Source organism: Neisseria sicca 4320 (assembly GCF_000193735.1).
Classification (GTDB): domain Bacteria; phylum Pseudomonadota; class Gammaproteobacteria; order Burkholderiales; family Neisseriaceae; genus Neisseria; species Neisseria sicca_E.
The window spans coordinates 1-25,956 of the sequence record NZ_AEPF01000047.1 but is presented as its reverse complement, the minus strand read 5'-3'; the positions used below and the strand labels follow the sequence as shown (position 1 = coordinate 25,956).

Sequence of the window (25,956 nt, the reverse complement as noted above, 5' to 3'; positions counted from 1 at the left end):
GAAGCTTGATACTTATTGAGACCTCTACAAAATTCACCTAAATTCCTACTCCGAACATTTAATGCACCGAGGTCATCTGAAACTACAACGCGACAATAAAATTATTGGGCATACCTGCGATGCGTAGGAGCAGTTATTCAGGGCAGTATGGCCTCGTGCTGAGAAATGTCAGCCTCAAGATAAGTAATAAGTTTATTCGCTATAAAGCCTGTCCGAACCTATTTTCGACAGGCATTTTTTATTTTAAAACAGCAGGTTGCTTTTCAGTAAGATATTTCCAATAGCGTTGCGGCATTTGTTGGCGGTGCAACCGGGGATTGCGTCGGGATGGAATATTGCTGCTGTTGAAATAGTCCTGCCAAAGGGCTTGGTAACTGCGTTCGTTTTGGGCATACGATGTTTGGATGCGGTCGGCTTCAAGCCCGTTGATGGCGTGCAGGCCGTTTGGGTCGCTTAAGATGCCGTAATGGCGCTGCATATCGAATATCGCCCATTGCTGTTGCGGATAACGGTTGCGGAAATGGCGTGCAATCAAGGGCAATACGTCGTATTGAGGTTCGATACGCGCGAGATACAGTCCGTCTGCCAGCTCTTCAAAGCGGACAAACGCTTCCATCCGGTGTTTTTCATGTCCGACGGTTTTTACCCATTGCGCCCATTGCATCACATCGAAAAGGCCGTAATCGCAGAGCACGTCGTTGCGCATCGGTCGGGCAAGCATCAGGCTGATGATGCGCAGAAAAGTGTCGGGCATCTCAGGTAGGGCGATTAAAAAGCCATACAGCAGTTTGACCATGCCGCTGCGCCCGATTTGCTGTTCGAGCCGTTTGAAAACGCGCTGGGCGCGTTCGGGGGAGGTGGTAACGGTTTCGCTGTGGCTGAATAAATCCGTATCCTGCGCATCATGGGTAATATGCACGTTTTCAGGAGCGTATTTGCAGGCGTAAACATGAAACACGGTGCTTAACAGGCCGTCGAAGCTGCCGTCGTAGTGCAAAGTGAGTTGCATAATGTTGACCTTTCCGTTATCAGCCGAACAAATCGGTTTGCATGGCATCGCTTTGGCTGAATTTGGAGCGTGTGTTTTGTAAAAGCAGGCCGCGCAGTTGCGGGCTGTCGATTAGGTCGGCGTAGCGGTTGGGTTCGGGCAGGGTGATGAAATAGCGCGCGCGGTTTAGCGCTACGCCCATTTTGCGCAGGTGTTCCATGGTGATTATGCGGAATCGGCGCGCCTGTACGATTTTGCGGGCGGACTTTACGCCGATGCCGGGTACGCGCAAAATCATTTCAAGCGGCGCGTGTTGCAGCGGCACGGGAAACCATTCGCGGTGGCGCAGCGCCCAAGCGAGCTTGGGGTTGAAATCCAAGTCTAGGAAAGGTTGCTGGTCGTCTAAGATTTCATGATCGGAAAAACCGTAAAAACGCATCAGCCAATCTGCCTGATAGAGCCGATTTTCGCGCCGCAGCGGCACTTGCGTTGATAAAGGCGGCAGGCGTTTGTCTTCCAATACCGGTACATAGCCCGAGTAATACACGCGTTTGAGGCCGTAATGGCGGTAAAACCCGCCGGCGGCGCGGATGATTTGGCGGTCGGTTTCTCCTGCCGCGCCGATAATGAACTGCGTGCTTTGTCCGGCAGGGGCGAACTTGGGCGTCGATTTGATGGTTTTGCGGCTGTCGGCAAAGGAAACGATTTCGTTGCGGACAAACGCCATCGGCTGCGTCATGTCGCTGTGTTTTTTTTCGGGCGCGAGCAGCTTGAGGCCGGAAACGGTGGGGATTTCCATGTTGACGCTGAGGCGGTCGGCATACAGCCCGGCTTCATGCAGGATTTCGGCAGACGCTTTGGGAATCGTTTTGAGGTGGATGTAGCCGTTAAATCGGTGTTCTTCGCGCAATTTTTTGGCAATCCGCACCAAGCGTTCCATGGTGTAATCGGCATTTTTGAATATACCGGAACTCAAAAACAGCCCTTCGATATAGTTGCGGCGGTAAAAGCTCATGGTCAAATCCACCACTTCATCGACCGTAAACGCCGCGCGCGGAATGTCGTTGCTGCGGCGGGAAGTGCAATAGGCGCAGTCGTAGATGCAATGGTTGGTCAGCAGGATTTTCAGCAGCGATACGCAGCGGCCGTCTTCGGTGAAACTGTGGCAGATGCCCGCGCGCGAAGAGTTGCCCAAGCCCTGCCCGTCGTTGCCGCGCGAACCGCCGCTCGACGAGCAGGAAACATCATATTTGGCGGCATCGGCTAAAATTTCGAGTTTGCGGCTGATTTTTTGATAATCCATAGATTGTCTGTTTAAAAAAAATTATATTTTTTATTATAATTGTAAGATTTTATTTAGTCAGCTAAATTTTTTCTTAGTTACGAATGATGATTTAGAAAAATATAATGCTTGTCTGAGCATTTATGAAGGTTTGTAACGCAACAAAGTGCTGCGTTTCGGATTGAAAACAAAATGCAAGATATCCGGGTTAAGCCGGAAAATGACAAAACGTGCCGATAAACAGCGCCGCCACAATGGTTTTAGAGGGGAAGTTGGGATTGTCGGCGTGGTATCCGTGAGCCGTATTGTCTGAGTCAATATCGGAAGCGTTAATATCAACATATTGAAATATATTAGGAATATGGATTTTAGTATGAATATGCAAAAGGTCGTCTGAAACCCGATACCGGATTTTCAGACGACCTTTGCAATTTGATACTTATTGTTCTGAGTACCGTTTTACCAGCTTCGTCCAGTTGATATAGCCGTAAACCGAATTGCACAAATACATGACGTACATCAGCAAAAGCGGCAGGCTCGTTTCTCCGTTTTTCAACCATGCCGCTGCCCACAGCGAAATTGTCAGGATATTGACAACAATCCACAATGCCCATTGCTCGCGGTAGCGCAGAATCATCAAAACCTGAGCCACAATCGACACGACGACCGTTACGCCGTCGAGGGTCGGCAACGCACTGCCTAAGTGGTGCAGCCATTCGATGTAGACCGACGTTCCGACAACAGATGCGGCAACCACCAGCAGCCACTGCCTGACCGTCAACGCCTTCGCCTTCACTTCCTCCGTTTCCGCCGTTTCGCCCAGCGCCATATGTTTGCGCCACATAGCGAAACCGACAAACTGGACAGGCACATACACCAATAAATTCAGCATCATCTCGCCGTAGAGCTTAAACGTATAGGAAACATAAGCATACAGCGATACGGAAATCAGCCCGAACAAATAATTGCTGATTTTGCCCTTACCGACGAAGACGACGCACAAAATGCCCGTTACCGCCGCAACGCTCGCCAGCCATGAGTCGGGATTGAAGACGAACACGACCGCCTGTATTCCCAAAAACATCAGCAGCCACACCGCTTCGAAATGCGTCCAACCGCCGAACAATTCGCGTTTCCACCAGGCCAATGACATGATTTTTCCCTCTTTTTTCTTTATTGATGCTCGATGCGGGATGTCTCTCAAACCAAAAGAATCCATCCCATATTGCATATGTTTTACATTATGCGTAAGTTTTAATTTGCACGCAATAAAACAATTACTAATGTTATATATCTAACTAAAACTGTTGTCCAAGGAATACAGTGAATCCGAAAAAACAAGGCTTTCCGCCTACAAATATGCTTTCAACTATCTGAATTTTTTATCAGAATTCTCATACAAACTGCAAAGAAACTAAATCTCAGCGTGTATGACCTGCCCGTAGATAAAGCCGCCTTAACGCGATGCCCTAATCTTGACCGTTATTCGCACCCATTTTAAAATGAATTTACGAATCGTTTTTATTTTCACGCAATCAGGAGAAAATTCATGGCAAAAAAAGTCAGCATTTTAGTAGGCAGCCTGCGTAAAGGCTCGTTCGCACGCAAAGTGGCGCAAAACGTCATCCCCATGTTCCCCGAAGGCTACGAAGCCCAAATCGTCGAAATCGGCGGTTTGCCGCTCTACAATTTCGACTACGACGACCCTGCCGAAACCGACTTCCCCACGCCCGAAAGCTACACTGCCTTCCGCGAAACCATCAAAGCCTCCGACGGCGTATTGTTCGTTACCTCCGAAAACAACCGCACCGTCCCCGCCTGTCTGAAAAACGCGGTAGACATCGGCTCCAAACCCAACGCCGACGTCGCATGGAAAAACACGCCCGCAGGCATTATCAGCCATTCCGTCGGCAAAATGGGCGGTTACAGCTCGCAAAAAAATCTGCGCCTCGCCTTGTCCTACTTCAATATGCCGCTGACCGGACAGCCCGAAGTCTTCCTCGGCAACTCCCCCACCCTGTTTGACGATAACGGCAAACTCATCGAATCGGCACGCAGCTTCGTCCAAGGCTATATCGACCAACTCGTCGCCCTGATCGAGAAAAATCCTAAATAAGCCGTCATCTATTCCGTCAAAGCATTTCCATAAAAAAGGTCGTCTGAAAACCTATGCCGAAGGTTTTCAGACGACCTTTCTATCCCACCGCTTTACGCAGTTTCTTTCTTGCTCAACGTCAGACCTGTCCAACCGAACAGCAGCGTCAAAATCAGGCTCAAATAGCAGAAGAAGGCATAAGGCAGGTATTCCCAAACGGGTACGCCGAGTGCGTGGCTGATGAATACGCCGCAGACACTCCACGGAACGAGCGGGTTGATGACTGTACCCGCGTCCTCAAGCGTGCGCGAAAGGTTGCGCGAATGCAGACCGAGCTTGTCGTACACGGGTTTGAAGGTTTCGCCGGAAAGCAAAATACTCAAATATTGTTCGCCGATGAGGAAATTGACGCCGACCGAGGTAGCGGCAACGCTGAAGGTGGCGCGTCCGGCGGTGGTCAGGAAGGCGCGGATGGCGTCCAGCAGCGACGGAATCACACCGAGCGTAAACAGCAGCCCGCCCAAACTCATGCCGAGAATCACGATGGTTTGCGTGAAGAACATACTTTCCAAACCGCCGCGCGAAATAAGCTTGGCTATGTCTTTAAACGCTTCGCCTTCGAGTTTGTATCCGCCGTAAAACCATGCGCCGAGCTGGTTCAAGTCGGGCGTACTGTGGAAATAGGTAACGCCAAGCGCGGCGATGATGGTGAAGAGCATGGCAACGACGGCGTTGACGCGTAACAGTGCTAACACGACCAACAGCGCAAAAGGAACGAGCGAATAGCCGTGTACCAAGCCTGTCGCTTCAAGCTGGCTGCGGAAAGATTCGACGCTGTTCATATCGTGTGCGGCAACATTGGGCAAGAGCCACAGCATCAATGCCGCGCTGATAAGCCACGCGGGAATGGTGGTGTACATCATATTTTTGATGTGTTCGAACAAATCAATGCCGACGATGGAGGCGGAAATGCCCGTGGTATCGGAGAGCGGGGACATTTTGTCGCCGAAGAACGCGCCGGAAACAATCGCGCCCGCCGTCATCGCAAAATCCGCATGAAACGCCGCCGCCATGCCCATAAAGGCAACGCCGACAGTGGCGCAAGTGGTCAAACTACTGCCGATGGATACGCCGATAATGGAACACAGCGCGAAAGCAGAAAAATAGAAATAAGTAGGGGAAATCAACCCGAAACCGTAATACATCAGCGTCGGAATCGCACCGCTCATCATCAGCGCGCTGACCATCAGCCCGATGAAGAAAAACAGGTAAATCGCGCCCATGCCCTGCCCCACCGCGCCGACCATGCCTTTTTGCATGTCGTTATATTTCAACCCGCGCGCAAGACCGTAGAGGATGAGGACGGTAATGGCGGCAATGATGGACATATGGGGCAGCCAGCCCAGCGAAATGATGGTGTAACCCATCGCCCCGATTAACGCCGCAACGACGGCAAGAGCTTCTGTGCGCGGCATATTGAGCAGTGATTTGAATGCAAACATATTGCTTTGCCTGTTTTGTGTCTATTTAACGAAGTTTAGCACACAGGGTCGTCTGAAAAACCGCTTTTCAGACGACCCTGTGATTTTTTATGAATGTAGCAACGGATTTTTATTAAAACAATATAATCTTAAAATATATTTTTTGGAAAAAAATATCTATTTTTTAATATTTAAGAAATATTATGGCTTTTTATGCCATAAATAACCACATCGTTCACCATGTAAAAATACGGCCCGAATTTCGTTTTATTCCGCTTCGCACTGTTTCAAGTTAAACCTTGCCGCAGACGCTTCGCGTTTGTAATCTGTTTCGTTAATGTAGTTTGGCCAATAATCCCGCAGCCATTCGGACAATGGGGCAAGCGTTTTGCGGCAGGCCGCTTTATCTCCGGCATTTTTAAAGCTGACTGCCAAGTCATTCAAAACCCGCATCCAGTGGGTCAGATAGAGGAATCTGCCGCATTGGTTTAGATATTGCCGCTTGAGGTTTGCCGCCTCTCGGAAACGTTTGTCCCGATAGGCGGCTTGGAAACGCCGCTCCGCCGCCTCTGCATATTTTGAGGCGCAGGCCGTCGGCATTTTATAATAAACCCTGTCGAAAAAAGCGTTATGCCCGCAATAGCTTTGACAGGCTTCTCGGGCGGATTCAGGGATGTCCAAACGCACGCTGTCGCGCTTGAAACTGAAATGCACGACACAGCCCTCCCCATCGCTGGCAATACGATTGCGAACGATGCCTTCGTAATCGCACACATTGCCGTTTGGATTGACGGTACTGACGGAAAAACTGCTGCCCTCAAGTGTCAACACCCCGCTACTGAGACGGTCGTCGGCAATGACGTAGTTTTGTGCGGCAGCATGCAGGGATATAGTGGATTAACTTTAAACCAGTACGGCGTTGCCTCGCCTTGCCGTACTATCTGTACTGTCTGCGGCTTCGTCGCCTTGTCCTGATTTAAATTTAATCCACTATAACACGGCGGGAAGTAAAAAGATTAAGGGTTTCATCAATACGGACCCCCCAGAATTGACGGTTTCAGGCATTCGGCAAAGCTTTCACGCCCGAAATGGATTCATTTAGAAAATACCCCCCTTTTTCACCCAAGCAGGAAGGACGGCAGGAGCTTCTATGGTTTGAATTGGCTATATTTCCGTAAAAAGGTCGTCTGAAAACTTTCAGACGACCTTTGAGTTTTATTTGCAGGTTTTCATGTTCAGGCTGCCGTAGCGTCCGACGATGTTGCGGATTTCCTGTGCGTCTTTTTCATCGACCGACATGAAGATAATGGTCATGCGGGAAACGCTGAGGGTGCTGTTGGAAGCGTTGCCTTTGTCGTCTTGTTCGACGATGCGCGCGCCGCCGAAGCCTGCTGCGGACAGGCGCGAGATGAGGACTTGGGCGGAGGAGCGGCTTTTCATGACGCCGAGGCTGATTTCGCCGTTGTAGAGCGTGCCGTTGAAGCCTTTGTTGCCGAGCGCTTCGAGGCGGTTCATGGCTTCGCTGTCGGCGGGAAGCAGGACGCGGAAGGTTTTGGCGGCTTGGTCTTTTGCTGCGCCGCGTTTTTCAACGGTGCGGCTGGCGGCGTGCGGCCAACGGGTCAGCAGGCCTTTGATGCGGTGGTAGTCGTCTTCGTCAAGGGTAACGCTGGCGTTGGACGTACATTGGTGTGCTGCGGGTGTGTTTTTGGTTGCGGGATTTTCGTTGGCGGCAGCGGCCGGATTGGTGTTTTCGGCGGCGGCTTTTTCTTTTTCGCGACGGGCTTTTTCTTCACGTTCTTTTTTTTCTTTTTCGCGGCGCGCCAATTCCTCTTCTTCTTTTTTCTTGCGTTCGGCTATGGCTTCTTCAGATTCGGGTTCGGGCAGGTCGGCTTGTGTTTCGTCGGTTTGCAGCCAGTCGGGTTGGGCGTTGTCGGCAGGCGCGGGGGCTTGCTGCGGACGCAGGGATTCAGGTTGGACAAGTTCGTGGGCGCCGCCTTCTACGGGCGCGGCGGCGGGTGATTTGGCGTTGTTGAGGCGGTGCGTAATCATGCCGCCGAAGACGATGATGTTGAGTGCCACGAGGGCGGCGAAAAGCCATTTCATGAGTTGTTTTCCTTTTTTGTGTTCGGGTGCCGTTGTGGTGTGCGGACGATTTTGTGTTGTTATTTTGTGGCGGATCAGCTGTAAAGCCAACCGGCTGAAGTGTTTTGTTTGGAGGTCGTCTGAAAAACGGTATGGGCGTTTCAGACGACCTTTTGAATCGGCGCGACAGCGTTGCTGCTTATTCGGGCAGTTTGTCGGTCTGTTCCTGCTCGTGTGCGACCCAGTTCAATAAACCGTAAATGACGAGATTATCTACAATTTTTACCGTATTGTCCAAAACAAACTGCTTGGGCAGGGCGTTGACGACTTTGCTTGCGCCGCCGCCGGTGATGATGACGTCAACGGGTTTGCCTTCGCCCGTTTTTTGTTGCAGCCGCCCGTGCATCATGATGACGGCTCCGCAAACGGCATCCATCATGCCGCTGGTGATGGCGTTGGGCGTAGTGGTGGGGAAGGGGTACACTTTGCCGGCGGGGCGGTCAAGATTGGCGGTTTTGGCGGCGAGGGCTTCTTTCATGAGGTGGAAGCCGGGCATGATGGTGCCGCCGAGGTAGTGGTTGTCTTCGGTGAGCGCGTCGGTGGTTACAGCGGTACCGCAGCTGACGACGACGCAGGCGTTTTGGCTGAAGCGTCGGCTGCCCAAGGCGTTGAACCAGCGGTCGGAACCGTGTTCGGCGGGGTTGCGGTAGTGGTTGCGGATGCCGAGTGCCTGCGGCATGGAGGGCAGCCAGCGGACGGGCGCGGTCAGGTGGGCTTCGACGAGGGCTTTTTTGAGGTCGCCGCACACGGCGCAGCCGACGATGCGAGTGCGCTCGTCTGAACGCGCTGCCCATTCTTCGCCGAGCCTGCTCAAGTCGCGGTACGGCGCGCGGGTGACTTCGTTGAACACGCCGTTTTCCACCCACGCCCATTTGAGCTGGCTGTTGCCGCCGTCGAGCAGGAGCAGGCGTTCGGGCGGGAGAGGCGCGGCGGCGCGGGGCGTGTCGTCGGGGCGCAGGCTGATTTCGCCGCTGACGACGGTTTGTTCGCCTGCGGCTGTCATCAGGTGCAACGCGCCTTGCGCATCAACGCTGAGTACGGTGCCTTCGCTTACGGTTTGCCCGTCGCGCAGAAGGAGGACGGGTCTGTCGTGGTCGCGGTGGGCGGTTTGGTATTCGTCAAGGAAGGGAGAGAACCCGTTTTGCGCGTATTGCGTCAGGACGGCATCGAGTTCGCCCAAGAGTTTGTCCAACAGCGTTGAAGCGGCGATACAGTGTACGGAAGCCGCGCCGCGGGCAAGCTGCATATTGTGGAAAAGGGCTTGGACAGAGGCGGCGTGTTCAACTTCTTTGGGCAGGACGAAATTGATGCCGATGCCGATGACGGCAGCGGTTTTGCCCTCGTTGCGGACGGTTTCGATCAGAATGCCGCCGAGTTTGTCCCTGCCGGCGACCAAATCGTTCGGCCACTTGATTTGTATCTCCAAACCCGATGCGGCTAAAGCGCGGCGGCAGGCGAGCGCGACGGCGGGGGCGAGCGAACCGAGTTCGTGCTGCGGTTTGTCAAATACCCAGCCAAAGCTGAACATCAGGCATTCGCCCAGCCGGTGTGTCCACTTGCGTCCCTGCCGCCCGCGGCCTTTGGTTTGCAGATGCGCGACGCAGAGCGATTTATGGGCTTGCTCGGGCGAAGTGCGCGCCAGATTCAGGATTTCATCGTTGCTGGACGTGCATTCTTGTTTTAAGGTCGTCTGAAAACCGCGTTCCGCCCCCAAACGCTGCAAGGCTTCTTCGTTAAACAAAGCAAGCGGGCGCACGAGCCGCCATTGTCCGTCGTGCTGGCGCAGCAGTCCGCGGATGTGCGCGGGCATCTGTTGCCAAAAGCCGTTGAGCTGGTGCGGCTTCACGCCCGCGATACGCGCGAGATGGGAAACATGTTGCGGCAGACCGTCGGCAAGCTCCGCCAAAACCCGACTGTGCGGCAGTTTCAGCGCAGTCATTTGCCGCCCTCGGCTGCGCGGATTTTTTCCAGTGTTTTCGTGGTGGAAGTCTGGTGCAGGAACGGAATGGAAAACACTTTGCCGCCGCGCGCCAGCGTTTCTTGCGCGCCGACGATTTTTTCGACCGGCCAGTCGCCGCCCTTAATCAGGATGTCGGGTTTGATTTGTTCGATCAGCTCGGCGGGCGTGTCTTCGTCAAACCAAGTAACCAAATCCACGCTTGCCAACGCAGCCGCCACCGCCGCGCGGTTTTCCAGCGGGTTGACGGGGCGGTCGTCCCCCTTGCCCAAACGGCGCACGGACGCATCCGTGTTCAAAGCCAGCACCAACGCAGCCCCCGCCGATCGAGCCTGCGCCAGATAGGTAACATGCCCCCTGTGCAGAATATCGAAACAGCCGTTGGTAAATACCAGCGGACGGGGAAGCTCGTGCAGACGCTGCGCCAATTCTTCGGGCGGGCAGATTTTGCGTTCGAAATCGGGGAGGGACCAGTCAGACATAATCGGGATTCCGTTGGGGATAAACAGACAGGCGGTATGATACCGAAGCGGGCGGAAAAGGAAAACCGCGGGATAAAAATAAGGAAAGGTCGTCTGAAAACCAAAATCGGATTTTCAGACGACCTTCAAACCCATCCTATTTGTGGGCATTGCCCACGCTGTACATCGGTTTGCGGGAAACGGTTCAAACCGTTATTTGAACCACCGCGACAGCGCCGGAATCCGCGACAGCAAAGCCGTATCCAAAATCCAAATCACGGCGATGGCGGCGATGGCGGTCGGGAACAATACCGCCACAATCAAAAGCGGCACAGCCATTGCCCACCATACCGGCAGCTCGATTTTCTGCGCCGGAGGAACCAGTCCGCCCGCTTTGGCAGGACGGCGTTTCCACCACATCACGCAGCCGCTGACGCAGATGAAGATGACCGCCAAGCAGAACAAAACGTTCGCCAACACACTCCACCAACCCATCGTACCGATGTGCAGCGCGATGCTGACTGCCATGAATTTGCCGAAGAAGTTGTAATCGTCGTAATGGATGTCGGCAAGGACTTTGCCGCTGTATTGATCGATGTGTACCGTACGGTCGGCGGTCGGGCTGGGCATATCGTAGCTCATCGAGTCCTGAGACAGCGTCCACACGCCCGTTTCGCCTTTAGGCAGATTGAGCTTATAGCGGCCTTCAAAACCAATTTCGCGGGCAAAGCGGTCAACCGTTTCCAAAGTCATCGGTTCGCTCGGATTGATGCCGTTTTCGCCCTTCGTCGTACCGGAAACAGGCATAGGCGTAAGCTCCAGAACCCACGGTACTTCTTTGATTTTACCGTCGTTCAAGACATCGCCGTGGGTCGGCAAGGTAGATACAGGGTTCGGTTCGACGCCCCATTTACCGGCAGGGAATTGGCTCCAAGACTGAACCAGCTTACCGCCCCAAATACCCGCCCAAGCAACGCCCGACAGGCAGAACAGCAATAGAAGCAAAGAAACCCAAGTGCCGAATGCGCCGTGCATGCTGCGCCACCATGTTCGCCCTTTGCCTGCTTTCGGTACAAGCATGGATTTCAGGCTGCGCTGTTTCGCCCACCACAGGTAAATCCCAGTAATAATCATCAGGATAGTCAGCGAAGCCGCTGTTTCCAGTATATAGTCACCCACCGGACCGATCATCATATCCCCGTGGATTTCGTCCATGATGTGATACCAGCCGTCATTGCGCGGCGTTGAATTGACGACCTTCGCCGTGTAGGGATCAACGGCAACCATCATTGCCTTGTCGCCATTGTCCACACGGAACACGGCAACCATATCATTGGCGTGCGGCGCGACATATTGCACCACCGACGCGGTTTCGGCATTAACAGACTGCCGCGCTGCTTCCGCCTGTGCCGACAAAGGCTGCACTTGCGCCTGCGGGGTAACGTTTATACGCTCGCCCTCTTTGCCGGTAATGTTGGCAAAGAGCAGCATTCCCAGACCTGTGATGGCAAGCAGTGTCAGAAAAGGGGCGACCAGAAGTCCGAAATAAAAATGCCACCGCCACACGGTCAGATAGCGGCGGTTCGCTTGTTGTTCGGAACGGGGACCGGGTTGGGATATGTCCATAAATTCTCTCTGTTGTTTTATCGTGGATTGAAATTAGAAAACGCCTGCCCACATGGGAATGACGACATAGGCATCCCCTATTTGATTTGAATTTATAGTAGATTAAATTTAAACCAGTACGGCGTTGCCTCGCCTTGCCGTACTATCTGTACTGTCTGCGGCTTCGTCGCCTTGTCCTGATTTAAGTTTAATCCACCATACTATAAATTAATACAAAATAACTAATACTTTATAAGTATAACGAAGTTTTGGAATGCTAACAATTCCTGATGAAACCATTGCCGCATACGGAAATGCCAAAAGAAGACCGTATCCGGCAGAAATAGTTCACCGACCGAAAGCCTTTTATAGCAAAGCTTTAGCGTAAACAAAAAGGTCGTCTGAAACCTCAAACCGGGTTTTCAGACGACCTTTTTGTTTGTTCAATCAGAAATCGATGTTTTCGTAGGCATCGTCGAATACGAACGGACCGCGTTCGCCGCCGCTTTCGGATTCGAGGTGGATGCGGGTCATCATCATCGACTGATCGACTTCTTTCATCATGTCGTAGATGGACATGAGGGCGACGTTGACGCCGGTAACGGCTTCGGTCGTGATGCTTTTGCCGCCTTCCGAGGTAACGGTAACGGTGGCTTTGACGTAGGCGAGTTCGAGATCGACATCGAAATCGACGCGGACGTGTTGCAAGACGGCGGGTTGGTAAAGCGGGACAATCAGTCCGACCTGCTTGATGCCTTGGACGGCGGCAACACGGGCAACGTTGAGGATGCCTGCGTTTTGGGTGGCGTTTTCCGCTAAAACTTTGATGGCGGAGGTACTCATATTGATGGAGCCGCTTGCTACGGCGGTGCGGACGGTGGATGGGCGTTTGTCGTTTTCGCGTACGGAATTGAAGTTGAACATACTGTGCCTGCGTGAAAATAGGATTTTATGTCGTAGTATAGTGGATTAAATTTAAATCAGGACAAGGCGACGAAGCCGCAGACAGTACAGATAGTACGGCAAGGCGAGGTAACGCCGTACTGGTTTAAAGTTAATCCACTATATTTTACGGGATTTCTGCGCTTCGGACTATGCTGCGGATACAAGCGGTAGAATAATCGGACTGAAATGCACGGGCGGTTTTGTTAAGCAATTAACGGCTTGTCTTGTGCGTACGCGGGTTGCATCCAGTTTCGGCGTTTTGCAACACCTTTTCCGATGGCGGTTTCAGACGACCTGCTATACAATGTTTTACGTTTGTTTTTGAGATAAATAAATAAAGAGAGAAAATCATGCAACTGCATATCCTGAACAATCCCAAGGACGCGGCTCTGGCAGCAGACGCGGAATTTTTAAAACAGTCTTTGTATAAACTTCTGCACGAAGAAGCCTCGCCGTTGGTGTTGGAAACGGTCAAACTGTTGTCCACTTCGGATGACAGCGCGGCTTTGATTGAGAAGGTTTTGCCGCAACTGGACGAACAGCAAACCCACGACCTGACGCTTGCCTGCGGCCTATTTGCGCAGATTCTGAACATCGCCGAAGACGTACACCACGAACGCCGCCGCCAAATCCACGAAGAGGCGGGACACGGCGGCGCGGAAGGCAGCCTGGCGGAAACGGTACGCAAACTCAAAGCGGCGAAAATCGGCGGCAAGGCGGTTCAAAAACAATTGAATACGACCAATGTTACCGCCGTTTTGACCGCGCACCCGACCGAAGTGCAACGCCAAACCGTATTGAACTTCAACCGCCGCATCCGCGCCCTCCTGCCACGTCGCGAACGCTGCACCCATCCCGACGCGCAGGCGGAATTGCGCCGCGAAATCGACACTATCTTGTTGAGTTTGTGGCAGACCAGCGAAACGCGCCACCACAAAATCAGCGTCAACGATGAAATCAACAACGGCGTATCCATCTTCCCGATGAGCTTCTTCGAAGCGTTGCCCAAACTCTACCGCAGCATGGAACGCGAGTTTCAGACGACCTATCCTGACGTTGACGTGCCCGACATCTTAAAAATCGGCGGCTGGATAGGCGGCGACCGCGACGGCAATCCGTTTGTCTCCGCCGAAACCCTGCGTTTCGCCTTCCGCCGACATGGCGACGCGGTGTTCCGCTTTTACCGCGGAGAACTCGACAAACTCTACCGCGAGCTGCCGCTTTCCGTCCGCCGCGTCAAAGTCAACGACGACGTGATGGCGTTGTCGGACGAATCGCCCGACGAAGAAATCGCCCGCACCGAAGAGCCGTACCGCCGCGCCATCGCCTACATCATGGCGCGCGTCATGGGCAAAGCCCGCTCGCTCGGCTTGGGCATGGGCTGCAAATTCGGCTTCATGATGCCTTACGCCTCCGCGCAAGAGTTTTCAGACGACCTTTACAAGCTGCAACGCTCCCTGTGCGACAACGGCAGCGCGCTTTTGGGCGAAGGCAGGCTCGCCGACCTGATCCGCTCCGTGTCTGTGTTCGGCTTCCACATGATGCCTCTCGACTTGCGCCAACACGCGGAAAAACACGCCGATGTCGTCGCCGAACTCTTCAAACACGCCGGTTTGGAAGACTACGCCGGCCTTTCCGAAACGGAAAAACAAACCGTCCTGCTGCGCGAGCTGAAACACCAGCGGCCGCTGTCCAGCCCGTTCATCACTTACAGCGAACACACCCGCCGCGAAATGGCGATTTTCAACGAAGCGCGCAAAATCAAAGACGAATTCGGTGAAAACGCCGTTACCCAAAGCATCATCTCTAACTGCGAACAGCCCAGCGACCTGCTCGCGCTCGCGCTGCTGCTCAAAGAAAGCGGTCTGTTGACGGTTGAAAACGGCAAACCGCAAAGCCGCATCAACATCGTCCCGCTCTTCGAAACCATCGAAGCCCTCGAAAACGCCTGCCCCGTCATGGAAACCATGTTCAGCAACGAATGGTACCGCGACCTGCTGCAAAGCCGCGACAACATTCAGGAAATCATGCTCGGCTATTCCGATTCCAACAAAGACGGCGGCTACGTTACCAGCTCTTGGTGCCTCTATCAGGCGGAATTGGGCTTGGTCGAACTCTTCAAAAAATACGATGTCCGTATGCGCCTGTTCCACGGTCGCGGCGGCAGCGTCGGACGCGGCGGCGGCCCGTCTTACCAAGCCATTCTCGCCCAACCGGCGGGCAGCGTGGCGGGACAAATCCGCATCACCGAGCAAGGCGAAGTCATCACCGCCAAATACGCCGACCCCGGCAACGCCGTGCGCAACCTCGAAACCCTCGTCGCCGCGACGCTCGAAGCCAGCCTGCTGCCCGATCAAAAAAGACCCCGAACCCGCGCTCATGCAGGCATTGTCGGACGTATCGTTCAAATACTACCGCGAACTGATTACCCACCCCGACTTCATCGACTATTTCCTGCAAACCAGCCCCATACAGGAAATCGCCACCCTCAACCTCGGCAGCCGCCCCGCCAGCCGCAAGACCTTGGCGCGGATACAGGATTTGCGCGCGATACCGTGGGTGTTCTCATGGATGCAAAACCGCCTCATGCTGCCCGCTTGGTACGGCTTCGGCAGCGCGGTAGAAAGCCTGTGCGAAGGCAAACCCGAAACCCTCGCCGCCCTACGGGAACACGCGCAATACAACCCATTCTTCCAAGCCATGCTCTCCAATATGGAACAAGTCATGGCGAAAACCGACATCACCCTCGCCGAAAACTACGCCGGCTTGAGCGAATCGCCCGAAAAAGCCGCCGTCATCTTCGGCATGATTAAGGAAGAATACCAACGCAGCCGCAAAGCCCTGCTCGACCTTCTGCAAACCGACGAACTCTTGCGCGACAACCGCAGCCTCGCCCGTTCGCTCGCCCTGCGGATTCCGTACCTGAACGCGCTCAACGGTCTGCAAGTCGCCATGCTCAAACGCCTGCGCAAAGACCCGCACGACCCGCACACCCTCCTGATGGTGCACCTGACCATCAACGGTGTGGCACAAGGTTTGCGCAATACCGGTTAAGGCAGCATGAAAAAAGGTCGTCTGAAAACCGTTTCAGACGACCTTTAGACCAAGCGCAAAACCGTAACGCGGGCTTTACCCGCGAAAACCCAGACTGTTTTTCACCCCGCTTGCCGCCCTTCTTTACGGACTATTTTTACCTTATTCGCGAACCTCCTTTTCGCAATAACCCTTTTCAGACGACCTTTTCCACACTTCCGCATACCATGCCGACCAAACCGCCCGCCTACCACATCACGCACAAAATCCGCCAAACCCGCCGTATTTCGCGTAAAAGCATTGCTTTTCTGTTCTTGCTGGCAGGTTCGGCACTGGTCGCACTGACCGCCCTCCTGTTTGCCTGGATGGCGGATTTCGCGCTGGAAATGAACGCCGAGCTGGTGCAAAAATATCCTTGGTTTGCCTGGGTCGCCCTACCCTTCGGGCTGCCGCTCATCGTCTGGATTACCCGCCGTTTCGCCCCCTACACCTCCGGCAGCGGCATCCCGCAAGTGCTCGCCAGTCTTGCCCTGCCCTACGGCGCCAACAAAACCCGCCTGATCCGCCTCCGCGAAACCCTCCTCAAAATCCCGCTGACTTTCCTTGCTATGTTTGCAGGCGCATCCGTCGGGCGTGAAGGACCTTCCGTCCAAGTCGGCGCGGCAGTCATGAGCGCGTGGGGCGCATGGTGTAAAAAACACGGCTTCGCCTTTCGCGGCATGCAGGAAAACGACCTCATCGCCGCAGGCGCGGCAGGCGGACTTGCCGCCGCATTCAACGCCCCGCTCGCAGGCGTGATTTTCGCCATCGAAGAACTCGGGCGCGAAGTCATGTTGCGTTGGGAGCGGCAAATCCTGCTCGGCGTTCTCGCCGCCGGTTTCATCCAAGTCGCCATCCAAGGCAACAACCCCTATTTCTCAGGCTTCAGCGGTGGCGCGCTTAACAATATGCTCGGCTGGGTATTGGGCTGCGGACTCGCGTGCGGCATCGCCGGCGGACTGTTCGGGCGCACCCTGTATCTCGGCGCCACCGCCTTCGCCCCCGCCAAATGGCGCGAACACATCCGCCGCCACCCCCTGATGACCGCCGCCCTCATCGGCATCCTGCTCGCCGCCATCGGCACGCTTTACCAAGGCAAAACCTACGGCACAGGCTACCACGAAGCCGCCCAAGCCCTGCGCGGCATCCACGAAGCCCCCGCCGGACTCGCCGTCGCCAAATGGTTCTCCACCGTCCTGAGCTACTGGGCAGGCACCCCCGGCGGCATCTTCACCCCCTCCCTGACCATAGGCGCAGTCTTGGGCGAACGCATCGCCGTCCTCACAGGACTCGCCCAAGGCACCCACGTCCTCGTCCTCCTCTGCATGGCGGCCTTCCTCGCCGGCGCCACCCAATCCCCGCTCACCTCCGCCGTCGTCGTGATGGAAATGACCGGCGGACAAAACCTCCTCTTCTGGCTGCTCATCGCCTGCATCTTCGCCTCACAAGTCTCCCGCCAATTCTCCCCCCGCCCCTTCTACCATGCCGCAGGCACACGCTTCAAACGGCAGGTGGAACAAAGCGGACAGAAGTGAAGCCAGATATTGCCGATAAAGTAATGTGTAGAAAAAGTCGTCTGAAACTAGAAATCAAGTTTTCAGACGACCTTTTATGTTTGGACTGTGTAGCGGTTTTGAGTGGCACGGTATCTGTAGCTTGGGTTTACACGAAGCTGACTGGCGGACAGGTCGTCTGAAATCTTAAGTGGTTCGTGAGCGAAGCCCACGCTGCGCGGTCTGTTGAAAACACTTGCGCCGTAGCGTGGACTCCGTCCACGAAAACGATTGACACAAAAAGGTCGTCTGAAAACTGAAAAATCAAGTTTTCAGACGACCTTTTATGTTTGAACTGCCTATCCGTTTTGGCTGGCTCGGTAGAAGGCGATGAGGCCGTTGGTGGAACTGTCGTGCTGCGGGTTGCCGCGTTCGAGTTCGGGTTCGATGGTTTTGGCGAGTTCTTTGCCGTATTCGACGCCCCATTGGTCGAAGGGGTTGATGCCCCAAATCGCACCTTGGACGAAGGTGCGGTGTTCGTATGCCGCCATGAGCATGCCGAGGCGGCGGGGGTCGGTGGCGCTGAGGAGGAGGCTGTTGCTCGGGCGGTTGCCGGGGAATTCTTTTTGCGGGGCGAGGCGTTCGCGTTCGGCTTCGGGCAGGTCGGCAAGTTCGGCGCGGGCTTCTTCGAGGGTTTTGCCTTTCATCAGGGCTTCGGCTTGGGCGAAGGCGTTGGCGACGGTGAAGCGGTGTTGGCGGTTGATGCCGTAGGCGGTGGTCATGGGGACGATGAAGTCGCAGGGGATGAGCCTTGTGCCTTGGTGGAGGAGTTGGAAATAGGCATGCTGGCAGTTGACGCCTTCTTCGCCGAAGACGATGCCGCCTGTGGTATGGGGAACAGGTTGTCCGTCGGCGGTGCGGTTTTTGCCGAGGCTTTCCATGTCGAGCTGGTTGAGCCACGAGGGGAGGTGGCGCAGGTTGTGGCTGTATGGGACGGCGGTTTGTCCGTCGGCGTGCTGGAAGTTGTTGTACCAGATGCTGATGAGCGCCATGAGGACGGGGATGTTGCGGCGGTAGGGGGTTTGGAAGAAGTGGGTGTCCATGGCGTGTGCGCCGGCGAGGAGTTCGCGGAAGCGGTCTGTGCCGACGGCGACCATGACGGGCAGGCCGATGGTCGACCAGACGGAATAGCGTCCGCCGACCCAGTCGAACATGGCGAAGACGTTGTCGGGTGCGATGCCGAAGTTTCGGGCGGCGGCAACGTCGGAGGAGATGGCGCAGAAGTGGCGGTAGATGCCGGATTCGGGCAAACCTGCATCCCGATACCATGCGCGGGCGGCGTAGGCGTTGAGCAGGGTTTCGGGCGTGCGGAAGGATTTGCTGGCGATGCTGAATACGGTGGTCTCGGGCTTGAGGTGGGCGAGTGTGCGGCTGATGTCGGCGTCGTCTGAATTGCTGACGAAGTGGACGCGGATGTTTTTGCGGTAGGCTTTGAGGGCTTCTACGCACATTCTTGGGCCGAGGTCTGAGCCGCCTATGCCGATGTGGACGAAGTCGGTAATGGGTTTGTCGGTGATGCCTCTGTGGCTGCCGTTGTTGAGTGCTTCGGCGTAGGCGAGGGCGCGGTCGAGTTCGCGGTGAAGTTTGGGGAGGATGTTTTCGCCGTCAACGTAAACGGGTGCGGCATCGGGCGGCAGGCGCAAGGCGGTATGGAGGACGGCGCGGTGTTCGCTGAGGTTGATTTTTTCGCCGTTTTGCATGGCGTGCATTTGTCCGGCTAGGGGCGAGGCTTCGGCAAGGCGGCACAAAAGTTGCAAAGTGTCTTCGCCGAGGCGGTTTTTGCTGTAATCGAAGAGGAGGCCGTCGAGGGTTTCGTGCATATTGCCGAAGCGGTCGGGTTCGGCGGCGAAGCGGTCGCGCAGGTGGATGTGTTGTGTGTCGAGCCGGTGTTGTTCAAGGGCTTGCCATGCTTCGGTAAATGCGGTCATCGGGTTTCCTTCGGGATTGGGTTCGCTCATTCGGCGGGATGTGATTTAGTTATAGATTGTACCGCGGCTGATTGGTTCGCTACTTAATGATTTTTTTGTAGTTTAATGTAGTTTAACAAGACGGCGCGGGTTTGCCGGATACGGGTAAGCAATTTAGTTAAGAATTGTATGCAATATGCAAGCAATGTGCTTGATTTTCATCAAGGTTTTTAAAATTTTTGGTATGACACCGATGTCAGGTGTGCTATGCTTCGTAATCAAATGAAACAGGGCTGAGGCGGGAGTCGTAAGATGGCTACAATTTATGATGTTGCTGCTTATGCGGGCGTCTCACCCAAAACGGTCAGCCGTGTCATCAACGGCGATGCGCCGGTCAGCGATAAAACCCGTGCAAAAGTCGAAACTGCGATTGCGGCTTTGGGTTATATCCCGTCTTCGGCGGCGCGGGTGATGCGGTCAAACCGTTCGGACTTGGTCGGACTGATTACCGGCGCCATCTCGCGTACGGGCGAATACGGCGGGGTACACGGTCTGCCGGATATGTTTTTAATCAAAGGCATCCAGCAGAAAATCCGCGAAGCGGGCAAAACGCTGATGATTGCGGATACGGACAACCGCTACGAGCAAATCGACCCTTTGGTCAGGACGTTTATGGAACACCGCGCGGAAGGCATTTTGTATGTAACCGAATCGCACCGCGAAATCGTCCTGCCCGAAATGCCCAACCGCTGCCCGATGGTTTTGGTCAACTGTTTCGACGCAGCGGGTACGCCGTCGGTTTTGCCGGACGATGAGCGCGGGCAATACGATTTGGTACGCAACATCATCCGTCACGGACACCGCCGTATCGCCTACATTACTTTACAGGCGGGAGCAGAAGCGACGCGGCTGCGTTTGGCGGGCTACCGCCGCGCTTTAGACGAATCGGACATGGTGTTCGATCCTGACTTGGTGCAAACCGGCATCACCGATTTCGCCAACGACAGCGAGCCTTTGATTGCGGCAGTGTTGAAATTATTATCGTTAGCCGACCCGCCGACGGTCATTTGCTGCGGCAACGACGAAATGGCGGTCCGCGTTTACGGCATTTTGAGGACGCGCGGCGTACGCGTTCCGGAGCAGGTATCGGTGGCAGGTTACGACAACCACAGCGCGATTGCCGAAACCCTGTTCCCGCCGCTGACCAGCACCGAGCTGCCCTATATGCGCATGGGCGCGCTGGCGGCGGAAATCCTGTTCGACATTATCGAGACCAAAGAAACCGTCCGTCCGCCCGTTCGGGTTGTCGGGGAAACGATTTGGCGGCAGTCGGTTACGGCATTGAAGTAAAACATCCTTTCAGACGACGTCTGCTTCATGAGGCAGACACAATACGACAATAAAAGGTCGTCTGAAAACACAAACAACGCATCACTCTACCTATTTGCAACGTATCAATACGATACGCCAAAGAATAAAGAAAGCGGCCCAACCGCTTCAACTATGCAGTGTTTCCCGCAGTTTGTTGTTCCATGTTTTCTTCTTACAAAGTCCAGGAGTCGCTTCAAAATGAAGATTTCCCCACAAGTATCGATGACGCTTCGCCAGATTATGCTGATGAACTTCGGCTTCTTCGGCATCCAATACAGCTTCGGTTTGCAGCAAACCGCCATCAATCCGATTTTCAGTTTCTTACATGCCGACCCCGGCCAACTGCCTATTCTGAATATGGCAGGTCCGATTACCGGCTTGCTCGTTCAGCCCCTTATCGGCGCCATGAGCGACCGCACCTGGATTCCCGGCTTGGGACGCCGCCGCCCGTATTTCTTAATCGGTGCCATCGGTTGCAGCCTCTGCCTCTTCATCTATCCGCACGTTACCGCATTATGGGTTGCCGTATTGCTCCTGTGGCTCTTGGACATCAGCAACAACACTGCCATGGAACCCTTCCGCGCCTTCATCGCCGATACCGTCCCCGAACACCAACAATCGACCGGCTTTTTGATGCAGTCCGTGTTCACCGGCTTGGGCATTACCCTTGCCAACGTATCGCTCTACATCTTCCAACAAATCGGCTGGCTGCAACAAACCTCTGAAGCAGGTATCCCCTACTGGGTATTCGGCTCGTTCTATATCGGCGCCGTCTGCTCCATCGGCTCTGTTTTAGTAACCGTATTGTCCACACCCGAACACGAACCTTCTCCCGAAGAAATGGCGGCAATTAAAGCCCAACCCAGCGGCCCCGTCCACGCCATCAAAGACATCGGCACGGCCATTAAGGAAATGCCCACCCCACTGTGGCAGCTCGCCTCGGTTTACCTCTTCCAATGGTACGCCCTCTTCATCTACTGGCAATACATCTCCCACAGCATCGTCAAATCCGTCTGGGGTTCGACATCTGCCGACTCGGCCGCATATGAACAGGCAGTGGCATGGACCGGTTTGGTCAACGGTTTTTACAACGTCGTAACCTTCGTTTCCGCTTTCGGACTGATGTGGATGGCGCGTAAATATGCTGCGAAATATGTCCATGCCTTCGCCGTTATCCTGGCTTCGCTCGCCCTCCTGACCATCCCGCACATCACCAACAAATACCTGATGTTCGCCCCGATGATCGGCTTCGGTATCGGCTGGGCAAGTATGATGGGCGTGCCGTTTATGATTGTCGTACACTCCATTCCGAAAGAACGCTACGGCGTGTATATGGGCATCGTCAACATGATGATTGTGATACCGATGCTGATTGAAACCGTTACCTTCGGTTGGATCTATGACACCTTCCTCGGTGCAAACCCGTCCAACGCCATGACCTTCGCCGGCGTCTTCCTCGCCATCGCCGCCGTATTGACCCTGACCATCAAAACGTCAAACAAACCTTATAGCGTAGAATCGGCAAGCTGATTCAAGCAGTTGCGACAAGGTCGTCTGAAAACCGGAATCAAGGTTTTCAGACGACCTTGTCGCATATTCACAAGAGATTGTCGGGAAAACGATAGTTTTTTTCTACAATTTCAGACATCAAGCTTATAAAATACAACCATTCTCATTTGTACAATGAACGGAGAAATTGATGTTCCGACCCAATCTGACCGCTGCCGCCGTTGTGGCCGCTTTATCTTCCACTGTATTTGCCGCCGAAACGGTCGAGCTGGATACTGTCCATGTGAAAGGACAGCGTTCGTACAACGCGATTGCCACCGAGAAAAACAGCGATTACAGCTCGTTTGCCGCCACCGTCGGCACAAAAATCCCCGCTTCTTTGCGCGAGATTCCTCAATCTGTCAGCATCATCACCAATCAGCAGGTAAAAGACCGCAACGTCGATACCTTTGACCAATTAGCACGCAAAACGCCGGGTCTGCGCGTGTTGAGCAATGACGACGGGCGTTCGTCGGTTTATGCGCGCGGCTACGAATACAGCGAATACAACATCGACGGCCTGCCCGCGCAGATGCAGAGCATCAATGGTACATTGCCCAACCTGTTTGCCTTCGACCGCGTGGAGGTGATGCGCGGGCCGAGCGGATTGTTCGACAGCAGCGGCGAGATGGGCGGTATTGTGAATTTGGTACGCAAACGCCCGACCAAAGAGTTTCAAGGTCATGCGGCGGCGGGGTTCGGTACGCACAAACAATATAAAGCCGAAGCCGACGTTTCAGGTCGTCTGAATGCCGACGGCAGCGTGCGCGGCCGTGTGATGGCGCAAACTTCGGGCGCGTCACCCCGTCCGGCGGAGAAAAACAACCACCACGAAACCTTCTACGCGGCGGCGGACTGGGACATCAATCCCGACACGACTTTGGGCGTAGGCTATCTCTACCAGCAACGCCACCTCGCGCCGTATAACGGTCTGCCCGTCGGCAGCAGCGGCAATCTGTTGTCCCTGCCCAACCACACCTTTGTCGGCGCGGATTGGAACAAATTTAAAATGAACAGCCATGACGTGTTCGCCGATTTGAAACATTATTTCGACGACGGCGGCTACGGCAAAATCGGTATGCGCTATTCCGACCGCGATGCTGACTCCAACTATGCCTTTGCCGGCAGCAAGCTGGGCATGAAAACCCCGGCAGGCCGCCCGGGCTGCAATACGGCTGACGACAAAGCCTGCGCGGTGGGTTTGGGTACAGAAATCAAACAAAAAGCCCTCGCGTTTGACGCCAGCTACAGCCGGCCTTTCCGCTTGGGCAATACGGCCAACGAATTTGTCATCGGCGCCGATTACAACCGCTTCCGCAGCACCAACGAACAAGGCCGTACTACTTTATATGCACGCGGCGGCCTGGCTTTAAACGAGTTCCGCAGCATACCGCAGGTTGATTTGATTGCCAACGCGCGCAAAGGCGTGCGCGGTTACAGCCATACCGTCGCTACCGAAAACCTCGACGAATTCGGCGTTTACGGCAAATCCGTCTTCCATCCGGTCGACAGACTGTCGCTCATCGGCGGCTGGCGTTTGGGACACTACAAAATCGAAGCGGGCGACGGCGGTGAGTTGCACAAAGCCAGCAAAACCAAGTTCACAGGCTATGCAGGCGCGGTTTACGACCTGAACGACAACAACAGCCTCTACCTGAGCATGTCCCAGCTCTACACGCCGCAAACCAGCCTCGGCACCGACGGCAACCTGCTTAAAGCGCGCGAAGGCAACCAGTTTGAAGTCGGCTACAAAGGCAGCTACATGGACGACCGCCTCAACACCCGCGTCTCCCTCTACCGCCTGAAAGACAAAAACGCCGCCGCACCGCTGAACCCGAACAACCGCAACACCCGTTACGCCGCCTTGGGCAAACGCGTGATGGAAGGCGTTGAGACCGAAATCAGCGGCGCGATTACACCGAAATGGCAAATCCACGCGGGTTACAGCTATCTGCACAGCCAAATCAAAACCGCTGCCAACCCCCGCGACGACGGCATCTTCCTGCTGATGCCCAAACACAGCGCGAACCTGTGGACAACTTACGAAGTTACGCCCAAGCTGACCCTCGGCGGCGGCGTGAACGCAATGAGCAGCATCACCTCGGCGGCAGGTCTGCGCGCAGGCGGCTACGCCACATTCGACGCCATGGCGGCATACCGCTTCACGCCCAAACTGAAGCTGCAAATCAACGCCGACAACATCTTCAACCGCCACTACTACGCCCGCGTCGGCAGCGCAAACACCTTCAACATTCCCGGCTCGGAGCGCAGCCTGATGGCAAACTTCCGCTACGACTTCTAAAAACGGGAAAAGCAAAAGGAAAACAAATCACCGCCAAAAACCAGAAGACCAACACATTACGGAAACAGACCGGACAGGCAGGGAACACCACCTGTCCGGTTTTATCATTTATGTCCCATGTTTGACATAGAGAAAACGGCAGATATAGCCCAAAGGTCGTCTTAAACATCCGACAACCCGATAACACACACAACACAACACACCCCACCAACACAACCGACAACCCCGCCATGACCTCACGCCCCACCCACTGGCAAGCCGCCCGCCTGCTGCAAGCCGAAGAAACCCATATCCGCTCCGAGCACACCGGCCGCAGCTACCGCATCCAAACCGCCGCTATCGGCGACCCGCCCCCGCAAGGCTATCCCGTCCTCCATATCCTCGACGGCGACGCCTTCTTTCCCGCCGCCCTCAGCATGGCACAATCCCTGCTCATCAACCCCATGACCCGAAGCCGCGCCGCCTGCCTCATCGTCAGCATCGGCTACCCCAACGGCGAAGTCCGCGACCTGACCCGACGCGCCCTCGACTACACCCCGCCCCTGCCCGAAACCGCCACTGAAGCAGAACGCCGCCAATACGGACAAGCCGACCGCTTCGCCGCCTTCCTCGATCACGAACTCGCCCCCGCCCTCGCCGCCAAATACCCCGTCAACCCCAAAGAACAAGCCCTGTTCGGACACTCCTTCGGCGCATTGTTCGGACTCTACTCCCTCTTCACCGCCCCCGAACGCTTCAAACACAACCTGCTCGCCTCCCCCTCCGTCTGGTGGCACGAGCGCCGCGTCCTCGACTTCCTCCCGTCCGCCTTTCCCGCCGACACCGCCGTCCGCATCAGCGTCGGCGAACACGAAGGCCGCAGCAACCGCCCCGAACAAATCGGCAGAGAAATGGTCGCCCAAGCCAAACTACTTGCAGGCACCCTCCAACACCTCGGCGCAGACGCACAATTCACCCTCTACCCCAACGCTAACCACGGCAACACCCCCTTCTACGCCCTCCCCGACCACATCGAATACCTCCGCCAAGCGTGGCAGAAGAAATAAACAGGCAGGAACGAAAAGCCGTATTCCAAACAAAGAGAAATACGGCTTGAGTGGTGGCGGTTGGGGATTTTCAGACGACCTTTTTCACGAATCTATAAAGGTTTTATTCAATTAACTTGGGATAAGCGAAGTTTGTAGCGTGGGCTATGCCCACGAACCTATCGTCCAACAACCCGAAATCCAGCAACAGTCAAATTTGTA

At 54.8% G+C, this 25,956-nt stretch carries 17 protein-coding genes and 1 pseudogene; 7 read left to right on the top strand and 11 right to left on the bottom strand.

From position 1 onward, the window contains the following. Positions 1-238: 238 nt before the first annotated feature. The 3 genes from NSCA4_RS0104205 to pnuC form a co-directional block, all read right to left on the bottom strand. Positions 239-1,009 carry a TIGR03915 family putative DNA repair protein gene (locus NSCA4_RS0104205; RefSeq protein ID WP_016686977.1) on the bottom strand — a complete coding sequence of 257 codons (771 nt, stop codon included), beginning with the start codon at positions 1,007-1,009 and terminating at the stop codon, positions 239-241. A gap of 19 nt (positions 1,010-1,028) precedes the next feature. Next, entirely contained in the window at positions 1,029-2,291 is a 1,263-nt protein-coding gene (locus tag NSCA4_RS0104200; RefSeq protein ID WP_016686976.1) for a putative DNA modification/repair radical SAM protein, read from the bottom strand. A gap of 418 nt (positions 2,292-2,709) precedes the next feature. Continuing rightward, on the bottom strand, positions 2,710-3,423 hold the full coding sequence (gene pnuC / locus NSCA4_RS0104195) for a nicotinamide riboside transporter PnuC (RefSeq protein WP_016686975.1): 714 nt from the start codon (positions 3,421-3,423) through the stop codon (positions 2,710-2,712). Between the two features lie 396 nt (positions 3,424-3,819). Here pnuC and NSCA4_RS0104190 point away from each other — a divergent pair, with 396 nt between their 5' ends. Further along, positions 3,820-4,386 carry an NADPH-dependent FMN reductase gene (locus NSCA4_RS0104190; protein ID WP_003744098.1) on the top strand — a complete coding sequence of 189 codons (567 nt, stop codon included), beginning with the start codon at positions 3,820-3,822 and terminating at the stop codon, positions 4,384-4,386. 92 nt (positions 4,387-4,478) lie between these two features. On the opposite strand, the gene nhaC is transcribed toward NSCA4_RS0104190, so the two are convergent. From nhaC to NSCA4_RS0104155, 7 genes are all read right to left on the bottom strand, one after another. After that, positions 4,479-5,867, bottom strand: a complete 1,389-nt coding sequence (gene nhaC, locus NSCA4_RS0104185; RefSeq protein WP_016686974.1) for a Na+/H+ antiporter NhaC — start codon at positions 5,865-5,867, stop codon at positions 4,479-4,481. Between the two features lie 246 nt (positions 5,868-6,113). After that, the gene (locus tag NSCA4_RS12795) at positions 6,114-6,677 is read right to left on the bottom strand and encodes a hypothetical protein (protein WP_255265273.1); all 564 of its coding nucleotides are present in this window, start codon (positions 6,675-6,677) and stop codon (positions 6,114-6,116) included. 384 nt (positions 6,678-7,061) lie between these two features. Continuing rightward, positions 7,062-7,949 (bottom strand): cell division protein, encoded by an 888-nt coding sequence (locus NSCA4_RS0104175; RefSeq protein WP_016686971.1) that lies wholly within the window; start codon positions 7,947-7,949, stop codon positions 7,062-7,064. Between the two features lie 178 nt (positions 7,950-8,127). Further along, complete coding sequence (locus NSCA4_RS0104170; protein WP_016686970.1) at positions 8,128-9,927, bottom strand: bifunctional biotin--[acetyl-CoA-carboxylase] ligase/type III pantothenate kinase; 1,800 nt, start codon at positions 9,925-9,927, stop codon at positions 8,128-8,130. Then, on the bottom strand, positions 9,924-10,427 hold the full coding sequence (rfaE2, locus tag NSCA4_RS0104165) for a D-glycero-beta-D-manno-heptose 1-phosphate adenylyltransferase (protein ID WP_003768921.1): 504 nt from the start codon (positions 10,425-10,427) through the stop codon (positions 9,924-9,926). Before rfaE2 ends, NSCA4_RS0104170 begins: the two co-directional genes overlap by 4 nt. Positions 10,428-10,619: 192 nt before the next feature. Further along, positions 10,620-12,032 (bottom strand): PepSY-associated TM helix domain-containing protein, encoded by a 1,413-nt coding sequence (locus NSCA4_RS0104160; RefSeq protein ID WP_016686969.1) that lies wholly within the window; start codon positions 12,030-12,032, stop codon positions 10,620-10,622. A 426-nt stretch (positions 12,033-12,458) separates the two neighbouring features. Continuing rightward, complete coding sequence (locus NSCA4_RS0104155) at positions 12,459-12,935, bottom strand: cyclic pyranopterin monophosphate synthase MoaC (RefSeq protein WP_016686968.1); 477 nt, start codon at positions 12,933-12,935, stop codon at positions 12,459-12,461. A gap of 371 nt (positions 12,936-13,306) precedes the next feature. On the opposite strand from NSCA4_RS0104155, the pseudogene ppc reads away from it, so the two are divergent. Both ppc and NSCA4_RS0104145 read left to right on the top strand, forming a co-directional pair. Continuing rightward, positions 13,307-16,010: pseudogene (gene ppc, locus NSCA4_RS12790) on the top strand (phosphoenolpyruvate carboxylase). 206 nt (positions 16,011-16,216) lie between these two features. Further along, entirely contained in the window at positions 16,217-17,563 is a 1,347-nt protein-coding gene (locus tag NSCA4_RS0104145) for a chloride channel protein (protein WP_016686967.1), read from the top strand. Positions 17,564-17,880: 317 nt separating this feature from the next. Here the strand turns inward: NSCA4_RS0104145 and pgi are convergent, their stop codons facing one another. Then, positions 17,881-19,509 (bottom strand): glucose-6-phosphate isomerase, encoded by a 1,629-nt coding sequence (gene pgi, locus NSCA4_RS0104140; RefSeq protein ID WP_016686966.1) that lies wholly within the window; start codon positions 19,507-19,509, stop codon positions 17,881-17,883. Between the two features lie 291 nt (positions 19,510-19,800). Between pgi and NSCA4_RS0104135 the strand changes: the two genes are divergently transcribed. The 4 genes from NSCA4_RS0104135 (at position 19,801) to NSCA4_RS0104120 (ending at position 25,755) form a co-directional block, all read left to right on the top strand. Continuing rightward, positions 19,801-20,838: a LacI family DNA-binding transcriptional regulator gene (locus NSCA4_RS0104135; protein WP_016686965.1), complete on the top strand. Its 1,038-nt coding sequence runs from the start codon at positions 19,801-19,803 to the stop codon at positions 20,836-20,838. Between the two features lie 219 nt (positions 20,839-21,057). Further along, entirely contained in the window at positions 21,058-22,389 is a 1,332-nt protein-coding gene (locus NSCA4_RS0104130) for an MFS transporter (protein WP_029609499.1), read from the top strand. A gap of 169 nt (positions 22,390-22,558) precedes the next feature. Then, the gene (locus tag NSCA4_RS0104125; RefSeq protein ID WP_016686963.1) at positions 22,559-24,709 is read left to right on the top strand and encodes a TonB-dependent siderophore receptor; all 2,151 of its coding nucleotides are present in this window, start codon (positions 22,559-22,561) and stop codon (positions 24,707-24,709) included. A gap of 230 nt (positions 24,710-24,939) precedes the next feature. Next, positions 24,940-25,755: an alpha/beta hydrolase gene (locus NSCA4_RS0104120; protein ID WP_016686962.1), complete on the top strand. Its 816-nt coding sequence runs from the start codon at positions 24,940-24,942 to the stop codon at positions 25,753-25,755. Positions 25,756-25,956: the final 201 nt, after the last annotated feature.